This window comes from Streptomyces sp. NPDC102274, assembly GCF_044766385.1.
In the GTDB taxonomy this organism is placed as follows: Bacteria; Actinomycetota; Actinomycetes; order Streptomycetales; family Streptomycetaceae; genus Streptomyces.
Window position 1 is genome coordinate 1 of the sequence record NZ_JBIWLW010000058.1, and the last position, 12239, is coordinate 12239.

11 protein-coding genes and 3 pseudogenes are annotated in these 12239 nt (G+C 66.7%); 12 read left to right on the forward strand and 2 right to left on the reverse strand.

Features of this window, described 5'->3' with window-relative positions; genetic code table 11:
* The first annotated feature begins 480 nt into the window (after nucleotides 1–480).
* Entirely contained in the window at nucleotides 481–924 is a 444-nt protein-coding gene (locus tag ACIRQP_RS39265; protein WP_403899765.1) for a hypothetical protein, read from the forward strand.
* A gap of 784 nt (nucleotides 925–1708) precedes the next feature.
* Here the strand turns inward: ACIRQP_RS39265 and ACIRQP_RS39270 are convergent.
* Nucleotides 1709–2083: pseudogene (locus tag ACIRQP_RS39270) on the reverse strand (ATP-binding cassette domain-containing protein); the annotation flags it as partial.
* A 41-nt stretch (nucleotides 2084–2124) separates the two neighbouring features.
* Between ACIRQP_RS39270 and ACIRQP_RS39275 the strand changes: the two are divergent.
* A pseudogene (locus ACIRQP_RS39275) lies at nucleotides 2125–2644 on the forward strand (transposase); the annotation flags it as partial.
* 643 nt (nucleotides 2645–3287) lie between these two features.
* On the opposite strand, the gene ACIRQP_RS39280 reads toward ACIRQP_RS39275, so the two are convergent.
* Entirely contained in the window at nucleotides 3288–3536 is a 249-nt protein-coding gene (locus ACIRQP_RS39280) for a restriction endonuclease (RefSeq protein WP_403899768.1), read from the reverse strand.
* Nucleotides 3537–4762: 1226 nt separating this feature from the next.
* On the opposite strand from ACIRQP_RS39280, the gene ACIRQP_RS39285 reads away from it, so the two are divergent.
* From ACIRQP_RS39285 to ACIRQP_RS39330, 10 genes and pseudogenes are all read left to right on the forward strand, one after another.
* Nucleotides 4763–4948, forward strand: coding sequence for a helix-turn-helix transcriptional regulator (locus ACIRQP_RS39285; protein WP_403899825.1), 186 nt, complete (start codon nucleotides 4763–4765; stop codon nucleotides 4946–4948).
* 333 nt (nucleotides 4949–5281) lie between these two features.
* Nucleotides 5282–5467, forward strand: a pseudogene (locus tag ACIRQP_RS39290) (site-specific integrase); the annotation flags it as partial.
* Nucleotides 5468–5826: 359 nt separating this feature from the next.
* Nucleotides 5827–6198: a tyrosine-type recombinase/integrase gene (locus ACIRQP_RS39295; protein ID WP_403899827.1), complete on the forward strand. Its 372-nt coding sequence runs from the start codon at nucleotides 5827–5829 to the stop codon at nucleotides 6196–6198.
* Nucleotides 6199–6236: 38 nt separating this feature from the next.
* Nucleotides 6237–6545 carry a hypothetical protein gene (locus ACIRQP_RS39300; RefSeq protein WP_403899771.1) on the forward strand — a complete coding sequence of 103 codons (309 nt, stop codon included), beginning with the start codon at nucleotides 6237–6239 and terminating at the stop codon, nucleotides 6543–6545.
* On the forward strand, nucleotides 6545–6946 hold the full coding sequence (locus ACIRQP_RS39305) for a helix-turn-helix domain-containing protein (RefSeq protein WP_403899775.1): 402 nt from the start codon (nucleotides 6545–6547) through the stop codon (nucleotides 6944–6946). The genes ACIRQP_RS39300 and ACIRQP_RS39305 overlap by 1 nt, the downstream gene beginning before the upstream one ends.
* 197 nt (nucleotides 6947–7143) lie before the next feature.
* Nucleotides 7144–7659 (forward strand): 2-oxo-4-hydroxy-4-carboxy-5-ureidoimidazoline decarboxylase, encoded by a 516-nt coding sequence (gene uraD / locus ACIRQP_RS39310; protein ID WP_403899778.1) that lies wholly within the window; start codon nucleotides 7144–7146, stop codon nucleotides 7657–7659.
* A complete protein-coding gene (uraH, locus tag ACIRQP_RS39315) occupies nucleotides 7656–8066 on the forward strand; it encodes a hydroxyisourate hydrolase (protein WP_403899782.1) in 411 nt (136 codons plus the stop codon). Before uraD ends, uraH begins: the two co-directional genes overlap by 4 nt.
* A gap of 5 nt (nucleotides 8067–8071) precedes the next feature.
* The gene (gene pucL / locus ACIRQP_RS39320) at nucleotides 8072–9019 is read left to right on the forward strand and encodes a factor-independent urate hydroxylase (RefSeq protein WP_403899785.1); all 948 of its coding nucleotides are present in this window, start codon (nucleotides 8072–8074) and stop codon (nucleotides 9017–9019) included.
* A gap of 36 nt (nucleotides 9020–9055) precedes the next feature.
* Nucleotides 9056–10432, forward strand: coding sequence for an 8-oxoguanine deaminase (locus ACIRQP_RS39325; RefSeq protein WP_403899788.1), 1377 nt, complete (start codon nucleotides 9056–9058; stop codon nucleotides 10430–10432).
* A gap of 262 nt (nucleotides 10433–10694) precedes the next feature.
* A complete protein-coding gene (locus ACIRQP_RS39330; RefSeq protein ID WP_403899829.1) occupies nucleotides 10695–12113 on the forward strand; it encodes a nucleobase:cation symporter-2 family protein in 1419 nt (472 codons plus the stop codon).
* The last annotated feature ends 126 nt before the right edge of the window (nucleotides 12114–12239 follow it).

The following is a 12239-nucleotide window of genomic DNA, read 5'->3' on the forward strand; positions in this document are numbered from 1 at the left end:
CCACAGACGATCTCGCTCCCAACCAGCCTGAGTACGTCATCCCGACCCCACACCAGCGCCGTGACCTGCGAAATCAGGATGGAGACTTCTCAGTGGGGGGCACGACGCCAGACGCCACAACTCGCGATCGACCAGTTTTTCGCTCCGCCTATTGATAAGGAGGGGGATGTGGAGTCAGCGTCCTCGACACATGTGATCGGAAAGTCCTGCAACACGCTGGCCCTCGCTTGACGGGTGCGGCCAGCACAAGGTCTTGAGGGCGAGCCCAGGCGTACACGTGGAGCAGGGTGAACACGCTCCCATCGCGGTGGAGTTGGGTACAGTCAGGCCGAAGCGATCCGTGTTGCGGCGGCGGAGGCGATTCACGAAGAGAGTTCGTACGGGTCTCACCGCGTTCGACGACAGAGCGTGTGATGCCGCCCCCGGACCCTGCTGCGCAACCAAGGGTACGACGGCGAGTGGGGACTCACCCTGACCTCGGTGTCGTCGATCGTCAACACCAGTGAGGTCTTCCCGGTTCTGAGGGCCGCCAGCATCGCCGGGCAGCCGGTACGGCAGGCGCTCGACTTCCTGACCGGCGCCATTCCGGAGCACTGCCGGCCCCGTCACAAGGGCGAACGTGGTGAGCACACTCGGTTCACCATCTTCGGCCTGGCCGGTCTGCTGTCCCACCCTCGCTTCTTCCACCACACGGGGGTCGCTGAGGCTGCGGCCTGGTGCGTCGGCTGGCTTGAGGACCATCAGGCCGACCACGGCTGGCCCGAGGTGCTCGGGCTCGATGACACCTCGCTGCACCAGACTGCTCTGGCCGTTCAGGGGCTCGCCCAGCTCCGGGACTCTCTCCACGCCTTCGGCCCCGGACTCGTCCTTCCGGGCGGGGTGGAGACCAGCAGCCTGCTGGAGCGAGCCGAGCCGCGCCGCTGATCCATCATGGTGTCCACGGCCTGCCTTACCACCGGCGCCCCAGCGGGGCCTGGGGGTGGCGTACATACGTCTACACCGAACCCAGCCCGAGTAAGACCGCGCTGTGCCTGCTCGCCTTGTCGGCTGTCTGCTCCGGAGGTGGACTCGACGGCCCACGCCAACTCCGGCAAGATCGGTGCGTTCAGCGGACGCCTGCCGACGTGGTTGGCAGAGTTCACGTTCGGGAGATCGACGGTGACGAAGGCCGTCGCCCGCTGCGGATGGTGGGACGGGGTTCGGGGGCATCAGTGACCTGGCTCCGGGCGCAGATCATCAGAGCCGAGCGGATGCATGGCCGCGGCCATCACCGTGTGCGGCTGCTGACGTCGGCTGCGTAGGCGGCCCAGCCGCTGGCTGAAACCTTTTGCCATTGGACGGCGACTTGGATGTGGACGCCGAGCATTCGGCCGAGGATGGCGGCGGGCACTTCAGCAGCGAGGGGCCCACTCGGCAAGCTCAAGGTAGAAGGCTCGAACAGTGGTCTTCATGCAAGTCCGTCCCGACCACCGGACGACGATCATCGAAGAACGGGCCCCGGAAGTCATCAAAGCCCTTCCTCCGGCAGTACGCGGCCGTGCCGCAAATAACCTCCGCGAGATCCTCGCTCTGTGCGTGTCTCGACAGAGTTCAGTTGAATCCCCTCGCGGCTGAGCACGCGAGAGTCGTTCGTAACTGGTTAGGTTCGCGCGCACCTCTCCCTTCAAGAAGGGGGAGGTGCCGTCATTCGGGCGCAGAGCGTTGGTGGTCACGCGCCGCTGCTCGCCTCGTCGCCAGTGCGCTGCTGAAGTGCCAACAGCGACCTGAACAGTCCAGGCTCCTGGGTGAGTTGCGCGTACGTCCCTTCCTGTACAACCCGTCCATGGTCGAGGACGACGATCCTGTCGGCCACGGCGACGTTGGCGAGCCGGTGTGTGATCAGCAGGATTGCTCGGTCCTTGGCCAGATCCTGCAGGCCGGTGAAGATGTGGTGCTCTGCGCGTGCGTCGAGGTCGGCCGTGGGCTCGTCCATGACGAGCAGAGCCGCCTTCCGGTGGAACGCCCTCGTCAGCACCACACGCTGCCACTGCCCTCCAGACGGCTGTTGGCCTCCGTACCACTCTGACGTCAGGAGGGTGTCGAGTCGCCGAGGTCCTCGGCGGGGTGCCGACGACGGTCTGCGGCGGCGCCTGGGTCGCCGAGCTGGCCGGCGACGTCCTCAAGGGATGGCCCGCGGGTATGCGGCTGATCGTCCGCAAAGAACGCCCGCACCCCGGTGCGCCAGCTGCGGTTCACCGACGCCGACGGTATGCGCTTGACGTGCTTCGCCACCAACACCACCGGAACCGCGATCGCCGCCCTGGAACTGCGGCAGAGCCAACGCGCCCGAGCCGAGGACCGCATCCGAGCCGCCCGCGCCACCGGACTGCGCAACCTCCCTCTTCATCACGCAGCGAGCAACCAGCTCTGGCTGGAGATTATCCAGCTCGCCCTGGACCTCCTTGCCTGGATGCCCATGCTCGCGCTGACCGGCCAAACTCGCCGCTGGGAACCCAAAAAGCTCCGCCTCAGGCTGTTCTCCGCCGTTGCCCGACTGGTCACCACCGGCCGCCAACGCATCTTCCGCCTCGACCGCCACGGGCCCTGGAGCAAGACGATCACCAACGCCTTCACCCGGCTGCAAGCCCTACCGGACCCCGACTGACCAGCAGGATCAACCCGTCCCGACAAGCACCCGAATGCCTCCGGACCCGTGGAACCCGGCGTCCACCCGACACGACAGTCGGGCCACCGGCCTTCCCATCCCCAGAACAACCCGAGACCCGGCAAGCAAAAAGCCCCCGTCAACCTCCAACGAGGGCTCACGCAAGATCGAGGCTAGCGCGCTACGAAACCACGCATGTCCGGGAGGTGGCGCTGTATTCCTCGTGGCTGGCGCAGGCATACGAGGACGCCAACGAAATCGACGAGGCCGCCCAAGTAGCCTCACGGGTGTACGACCTGGCCGCTGCCTCGGACTCATCGCGGGCTGTCCGGCGCCTGGACACCGTCCTCGACGCACTCGCGCCACACAGGGACACTCCTGCGGTTCGCGATCTCCTGGAGCGTGCCGCATCGTAGCGGGGCAGGCGCGCCGCTGTGTCTACCCACCGACCGGGCCGGGCCAGTCGGCCAGCGGGTTACTGCTTCCACTCGAAGGTGTCGTCCTCGCCTCAGCCGATATCGCGCTCCTCATCGCTGAGCAGGTCGTTGATCTGTCCTAGGTGAGTTCGGTGCCGTCCATGGATCTGATGAGGCCGAAGCCGCCCCGCACTCGCTCCGTACGGCCTCAACCGGGTCGATGACCCTCACTCCGTCGGTCTTCTCCGCATGACGGCGACGTCCGCGCCGTGTTCGGGGACTGCGGTGCCGTTGAACTTCTGCAGCGCCCCTGACGCGACCGGGGCGGTGTACTGCTTTCGCTGCACTATCTTCCTGTCGTCTGGATCGCAGACCACGACGTCCGCGCCCAGGTCTCCGGAGCCTCCGACTCGGCGGGCGCGTACGAACCCGTCCCGAGCCAGCACGTGCACCGCATCGAGAACGATCTGGTCCACCGAACATGTCGTGGCGGATTGGCGTCCCAGTATCCGAAAATGTGGTCGTCGTGGCCATTGAGACCCGAACTGTGTCCGCGCGGGCGGAAATGAACAGGGCCTTGTCGACGAGGTTGTGTAACGGCGTCGTGATGCAGGCGCTGGCGCATTCCTTTCGCCGCAATAGGTCGGCAACGGGAGGACTCCACGCAGGCTGTCGGCGGGCATTCGCCCACGGCAGACAGGAAAGAACTCCAAATGACTGGAACCTCCGCCGGGACCATGTCAACGTAACAACGTCTCGGGAAACACCAGGTCAGACAGTGTGGTTACTCCGGTGTGGCGAGAGTTGTGACTGATTCGCAACCCTGTGCTGCATCGCTGGCACGGTCCCTACTTAGGAGGCCCGTCTGTCGGATTCCGCTATTCGATCCGCCCCCTTCACTTCCCCTGTCCTGTTCGTGCTCGGTGCACTGAGCGCTTGGTCCGGCCAGGCGGCGGGGGACTACGGCGCCGTGTCCACCGGGCTGTGCGTTTGCGTCTACGCGGCCGGCCTGTTCGGCGAGGATCTGCTGCAACGCGGCTATCGCCGCGACGGGGCCGTCCTCGCTCACGTTGCGGCGCACCCCGGAGCTGCAACTCGGCACGTGGCACGAGCCATTGGTGTGCCAGAGCGTGTCGCAGCGCGAAATCTTGACCTCCTTACTGATGACGGTCTGCTGGTGCTCGTTACGGACAGCGCGACCCCAGCCTTGCGCTCATACCGGCTGGCTCGCTGACCGCGGCCAGCGCGAGAAGCTGTCGGACTCATCTAATGCGGCGTGCAATGTAGACCACGATCGCCGGTTAGCCAAACCGGCGATCCTCGCGACCATTGAGGAGTTCGCGGCGGCTGTGCTTGGCGGTGGAGCCGTAGCGGACACAGGGCAGCGCTGCGAAGACGAGAGGAGACATGGAGCGGCGTCGGCCTGTGCTGTCTGACACGGACCGCACCGCATCCTGTGGAGGCAGTAGCCCCTTCGCTGGTGCCGATGCTGTCGATCCCGCTTTGTAACTCCTCGTCTCTGAACAAGGAATTCCCAAACCATGCGCCGAACCGCAATAACCCCTGTCCTTTTCTATCACCAGCTGGCCGCTTACCTTGACTGTCCTGCCCCCGTCACGCCCCATCGAGAGAGTGAGGCTGCGTCGTGACGGTAGCGGACAGGCACGGACGGAAGCTGACGGTGGATGAGGTCTGCGCGAACGTGGAAGGTCGTCGGGCACTCGCCACCCCAGCGGAGCTTGCCGAGTATCTGGGCGTTCCAGAAGCAACCCTTGCCCAGTGGCGCTATCACGGGAAGGGGCCGCGATGGATAAAAGTCGGGCGCCATTGCCGCTATCGGTGGAGCGAAATTGATGTGTGGCTGGATGAGAACGCCGGTGCTGTATAGCGAGCCGCTTGATCGCGGCAGGAAGGAAGGCTTGAGACGTGGCCCAGGTAGTTGATAGATGGCATCTTGCGAATCCCAAGGAAGGAGCAGAAGTCTGTCGGGATCATTCTGTCAAAACGCGCCGACTGGTGGCTAGTGCTGACCACGAACGGGAAGCGCTGGCAGGTCCGCTATCGGGATGGCAGCGGTAAGCAGAAAAAGGAGAACTTCCCCCGACGCGGTGAAGCAGATGCCCGCGCAGCCGAAGTAGAGACGGATCTCAACCGTGGGCAGTACGTGGATCCGAGGGAACAGCGCATCATGTTCAGGGAGTACGCTGAACGCTGGCGTCAGATGCAGCCGCACCGGGATGGCACGGCCGCGAATGTCGAGCGGTGCCTGCGACTCCACGCCTATCCGGTTTTTGGTGACCGCCGACTGGTCTCGATACGGCCGAGTGAGATCCAAGCCTGGGCGACAGGGCTTGTCGAGGTGCGCGGCTTCACAGCGCAGACAGCCCGGAACAGTGCTGCCAAGGTGAAGCAAGTCTTTAATGCTGCGGTTCGCGATGGGATCGTTCAGCGGAGTCCCTGTGAGGGTGTCAAACTTCCTTCGGTGCCGCTTGCCAAAATTGTACCGCTAACGGCTGTCCAGGTGGGCTATTTGGCTAATGCGATACCGCGCCGATATCGCGCCCTAGTTATCCTGGGTGCGGGCACCGGTCTCCGTCCCGGAGAGATTTTTGGTCTGCAAGTTAAGCATATTGACTTCACTCGCCGCGTGGTCAAGGTGGAGCAGCAGCTTCAGCGAGTACCGGGTGGAAAGGGGGGTCACGTTTGCCCTCCGAAGACTAGGAGGTCTCATCGCAGGGTCCCTCTGCCCGGAATTGTTGCGACAGCATCAAGGAGCATCTCGACGATTTTCCGGCTCATGGAGAAGAATTTCTGTTTCGAAACACAAAGGGTGAGCCAATCCACTCGTCGCGCTTCTACGAGCAGATCTGGCGCCCGGCCATCGCCGAGGCCAAGCTATCCAAGGGCACAGGACCCCACGCCTTGCGGCATGCCTACGCATCTCTGCTGATCGCCGCGGGAGAGTCCGTTAAGGTCGTGTCGGAGCGACTGGGGCACACCAACGCTGCGATGACCCTGAACGTCTACAGCCATCTCTTTCCTGAGTCGGAGGAACAGACTAGGGCGGCGGTGGATCAGGCGTTCGGTGCCCTGAAGGGGGAATGTGCCCCGGATGTGCCCTCTCAGCCGGAGGGCTGAGAGAACGCGCAGGTCAGAGCCGACGCCAGGGGGACACAGTGCGATTGAGAGTCGAGTTCACGACCGAGCCCTTCGACCTGGACGAGGCGCCCGCCCATGCGCTGGTGGCCCGCGAGGTCGTCGAGGGCGCGGAACTGGACGCCGTGGACGTCGGCCCGTTCGGCAATACGGCGGAAGGTGGCGCGGACGCGGTGCTGGGCGCGGTGGGCGCGCTGCTGCGCCGGTCGCTCGCCGCCGGGGCGACCCGGGTCTCCCTCCAGGTCAACGTGGTCGAGGACGGCCATGTGGGCGGGGGAGGTCCTGCGGCCGGGGACGGTCCCGTGACCGGGAGCGGGGGGAACGGCTGATGGCCGAGCCGCCGGACCACCCCTTCGTCGCGGCGGTCAAGCCGCTGGTCGACGCCATGGGCGGCGAGCTGATGGCGCCCGGCGAGGCGCAGCCCGACGATGTCGTGCTCACCTGGGAGGGCGAGGAGCTGCTCGCCGTACGGCTGCCCCAGCTGTCCGACTCCTTGGACCACATCCTGGCCGCGCTGGAACGCCGGCACGGCATGCCGCTCGCCGAGCTGGACCGCAAGTCCAAGCAGTCGGTCGTCCGGATACTGGAGGCGCGCGGCGCCTTCTCCGTACGGCACGGCGTCGAGACGGTGGCGGGCGCCCTCGGGGTCAGCCGCTTCACCGTCTACAACTACCTCAACAGGGAAAACGCGCGCGAAAGTGCGCGGGAGAGCGCGCCCGAGGGCGAGTAGACCCCTAGGTCGTGTCTGACAAATTCCGCCTGGCTCACGGCGTCTGGTGCGTGCGCCCCGCCCTCCGGGCGGACGGCGCTATTTATCAGACACGCCCTGGGCGGGGGCCGTATACGAGATTTCAACAAAGTGTTGACGCGGTGTTGCCGAGGGCGTTAGCTATGCGAAGCCCGCACAGCACAGCCACGGAGGCTCCCGTGACATCGACACCGCAACCGGGCCTCACCCGGTTCAACACCTCACCCGACAGCGTGGCTCTGGCCGCACTGCGCGAGGTGTGCGCCAGCCGGGCGTGGGGGACCAGGCTCCTCGCCCGGCGCCCCTACACCGGCCTGAACGCTCTCCTCGCCGTCAGTGACACCGCGACGAGTGAGCTGGACGGCGCGGATCTGGCCGAGGCGATGGCGGGACACCCGCCCATCGGCCGGCCGAAGCCGGGAGACCCGGCCTCCGCCCGTGAACAGCGGGGGATGGCCGGCGCCTCGGAGGGGCTGAGGGCCGAGATGCTCGAACTGAACCTGGCCTATCAGGAGCGGTTCGGACATGTCTTCCTGATCTGCGCCACCGGCGCCACCGGTGAGCAGATGCGCGACGCGCTGAAGACCCGGATGGGCCACACACCGGAACGGGAGCGTGCGATCGTGCGCACCGAACTCGGCAAGATCAACCGGATCCGGCTGACCCGTCTCGTAGCGGAGGACGACGACTCATGAGCACCGCCACCACCGCCTCGGTGTCCACGCACATCCTGGACACCAGCATCGGACGCCCCGCCGAGGGCGTCGCCGTCTCGCTCGCGGCCCGCGGCGGCCCCGGCGCGCGGTGGGAGGCGCTCGGCGGTTCGCGTACCGACGGCGACGGGCGCTGCAAGGACCTGCCGGCCCTGCCGGAGGGCACCACACAGGTGCGCCTCGACTTCGAGACCGAGGCGTACTTCATCAGCAGGAAAGAAGTCATCAACAGGAAAGAAGCCGAGGCGCAGCAGGACGCCCCCCGCGCAAGGGACAGCGGTGCGTTCTTCCCGGAGGTGGCGATCACATTCGCCGTCATCCCCGGGGAGCACTATCACGTACCGCTGCTGCTCAACCCGTTCGGCTACTCCGTATACCGAGGGAGCTAGCAGACATGACCGATCAGTTCCGCCCGAGCCGCCCTGTGATTCTCGGACAGAACCAGTACGGCAAGGCGGAGAACCGCGTCGTCAAGATCACGCGGGACGGCGACACCCACCACATCAAGGACCTCAATGTCTCCGTCGCGCTCTCCGGCGAGATGGAGGACGTCCACTACTCCGGTTCCAACGCGCATGTGCTGCCGACCGACACCACCAAGAACACGGTGTACGCGTTCGCCAAGGAACACGGCATCGAATCGGCCGAGCAGTTCGGTATCCATCTCGCCCGGCACTTCGTCACCAGCCAGGAACCGATCCGGCAGGCGCGTATCCGTATCGAGGAGTACGCCTGGGAGCGCATCGAGACGTCGGACGCCAACTCAGGGTTCGTCGGCGCCGATGAGGCCAAGCACTCCTTCGTCCGCAAGGGCCAGGAGACCCGGCTCAGCCAGATCACCTTCGACGGCGAACGCTGGCAGGTCATCTCGGGTCTGAAGGATCTGACGGTGATGAACTCGACGAACTCCGAATTCTGGGGTTACGTCAAGGACAGGTACACCACGCTCAAGGAGGCGTACGACCGTATTCTCGCGACCGAGGTGTCCGCCAAGTGGCGTTACAACTGGTCGAGCGACGACGCACGCATGCCGAACTGGGAGAAGTCCTACGAGCAGGCCAGGAAGCATATGCTCCAGGCCTTCGCCGAGACCTACTCGCTCTCCCTCCAGCAGACCCTGTACCAGATGGGTTCGAGGATCATCGACAGCCGCGGCGAGATCGACGAGATCCGGTTCTCGCTGCCGAACAAGCACCATTTCCTGGCGGATCTGGAGCCGTTCGGACTGAAGAACCACAACGAGGTCTACTTCGCGGCGGACCGCCCCTACGGGCTGATCGAGGCGACCGTCCTGCGGGACGGAACCGAGCCGCAGATCCCGATCGATCTGACCAACCTCTGACCCGTTGCCGGCCCGAACCCAGGGAGAGGAACCGCCATGGCGGCTTCGCGCATCGTCATCGAGAACTGCGCCATCGCGACGGTGGACGCGCACGACACCGAGTACGCCTCGGGACATGTCGTCGTCGCGGACCACCGGATCGAGTCGGTCGGCGCGGGTCCGGCCCCCGGCCACCTGGAGAACGTGGTCCGCCGTATCGACGGCACCGGCCATCTGGTCACCCCCGGCCTGGTCAACACGCACCACCACTTCTACCAGTGGCTCACCCGCGGGCTCGCCACCGACCACCACCTGTTCAACTGGCTGGTCGCGCTCTATCCGGCCTGGGCGCGGCTCGACGAGCCCATGGTCCGCACCGCCGCGCAGGGCTCCCTGGCGATGATGGTCCGCGGCGGTGTCACCACCGCGATGGACCACCACTACGTCTATCCGCGCGGCACGGGCGACCTGTCGGGCGCGATCATCGGGGCCGCCGCGGAGATGGGCGTACGGTTCACCCTCGCCCGCGGCTCCATGGACCGCGGGGCGTCGGACGGCGGGCTGCCCCCGGACTTCGCCGTCGAGTCCCTCGACAGCGCGCTCGCCGCCACCGAGGGGACCGTGGACACCCACCACGACGCCTCCTTCGACGCGATGACGCAGATCGCCGTGGCCCCGTGCTCGCCGTTCTCCGTCTCCACCGAACTGCTCAAGCAGGGAGCCGAGTTGGCCCGCCGTAAGGGCGTCAGACTGCACACCCACGGCAGTGAGACGGTGGAGGAGGAGCAGTTCTGCAAGGAGCTGTTCGGGATGGGACCCACCGACTACTTCGAGTCGACCGGCTGGCTCGGCTCCGATGTGTGGATGGCCCACTGCGTCCATATGAACGACTCCGACATCGCCGCCTTCGGCCGTACGGGCACGGGCGTCGCCCACTGCCCCTCGTCCAACGCCCGGCTCGCCGCCGGGATCGCGCGGGTCCCCGACATGCTGAGGGCCGGCGTACCGGTCGGCCTCGGTGTCGACGGCACCGCCTCCAACGAGTCCGGTGAACTCCACACCGAACTGCGCAACGCGCTGCTCATCAACCGCCTCGGCGCCCACGGCGAGTCGGCGCTCAACGCCCGCCAGGCGCTGCGCCTCGGTACGTACGGCGGCGCTCAAGTCCTCGGCCGCGCGAGCCAGATCGGCTCGATCGAGCCGGGGAAACTCGCCGACCTCGTCCTGTGGAAGCTGGACACCCTCGCCCACGCCTCCATCGCGGACCCGGTGACCGCGCTGGTCTTCGGCGCCGCCGCGCCCGTCACACTCTCCCTCGTCAACGGCAGGACCGTGGTGGAGGACGGCCACCTGACCACGGTGGACGAGGAGGCCATCGCCCGCGACACACGGAGCGAGGCCCAGCGTCTCGCGCGGATCGCCGCACAGGGCTGATCCCGCCGGAATGTCCGGTCGCGGGGGACGGCCCACGACCGGAGGCCATGGACCCGAGCGGGGTCCGTGGCAGCCGTGACCGGGAGGTGTCGTACCGCACACTGCCGGTACCTCACCTCCCGGGACGGTGACATGTGTCTTGTGCCCCGCACGCGCAGACAGGTGTGTGCCCACCTTGTAGCACCTCCCTGACACCCGCGCCGCCGCCGCAGGCGCGTAACCGACCGGAGGAACCGCCGTGCCGACCGAACCCGTAACAGAGCTGGAATCCCCGCCGAAGACCCACCCCACCTGGGCAGTTGACGTCGATCCCCACCGGAAGCATCCGGTCGACGAAAGGCTCCCGCCCGCCAGAATGATCACCAGCGGCCTCCAGCATGTGGCCGCGATGTACGCGGGTGTGGTGGCCCCGCCCATGATCGTGGGGCCCGCGGTGGGCCTCGACACCAAAGAGACCGCCTTCCTGATGGGCGCGAGCCTCTTCACCGCCGGAATAGCCACCCTGCTCCAGACCCTGGGCTTCTGGAAGATCGGCTCCCGGCTCCCGTTCGTCAACGGCGTCTCCTTCGCCGGTGTGACCCCGATGATCGCCATCGGCAAGGACCGGGGAGCCGACGGACTCGCCGTGATCTTCGGCGCGATCATCGTCGCCAGTGTGCTGGGCTTTCTCCTCACCCCGTACTTCTCGAAGCTCGTCCGTTTCTTCCCACCCGTCGTCACCGGCACCGTCATCACCCTGATAGGTGTCTCGCTGCTGCCGGTCGCCTTCACCTGGTCCCAGGGCGGCGACGCCACGGCCGGCGACTACGGTTCGACGCGGAACATAGGGATGGCCGCCCTTACCCTGGTCATCGTGCTCGTGCTGCGGAGGCTGCTGCGCGGCTTCCTCCAGCAGATCGCGATCCTCATCGGTCTGGTCATCGGTACGGTCATCGCCATCCCGATGGGCATGACCGGCTTCGACGCGATCAAGGACGCCGATCTCGTCGGCTTCCCGGCCCCGTTCCACTTCGGAGCCCCGCAGTTCGAGATCGCGGCCATCATCTCCATGTGCGTCGTGATGCTCGTCTGTATGACGGAGTCCACCGCCGACATGCTCGCGCTGGGCAGGATCGTGGGACGACCCGCGGACAAGCGGACCATCGAGGGCGGGCTGCGCGCCGACACCCTCGGCAGCGCCCTCAGCCCGCTGTTCAACGGCTTCATGTGCAGCGCCTTCGCGCAGAACATCGGACTCGTCGCCATGACCAAGGTCCGCAGCCGCTTCGTCGTCGCGGCGGGCGGCGGGATCCTGGTGCTGCTCGGGCTCTGTCCGGTGCTGGCGTCCGTGATCGCGCTCGTACCACTGCCCGTTCTCGGCGGCGCGGGGATCGTCCTGTTCGGCTCCGTCGCCGCGAGCGGAATCCAGACCCTGGCCACGGCCGCGCTGGAGAAGGGCGAGAACGCGCTGATCGTCGCGGCGGCCCTGGGCATCGGGCTGATACCGATCGCCGCGCCGGACTTCTACCGCGCCTTCCCCAAGGACCTGCTGGTGGTGCTCGACTCGGGCATCAGTACGGGGTGTGTGGTGGCGATCGTCCTCAACCTGGCCTTCAACCACCTGGGCGCGAGGTGGAGTTCGGACGCGGAGCGAGCGGAGGCGGCCCCGGAACCGGCGCCGGTCGGTCAGACGGTGACGTGAACGCGGGCGGGGGGGGGGGGGGCGGGGGGCCCGGGCCCCCCCCCCCCCCCGCCGGCCGCCCCCGGCCAGGCACCCCCACCCCACGGCAGCCGCTGTTGGAGCAGTAGCCCGACAACGACCCGGGGC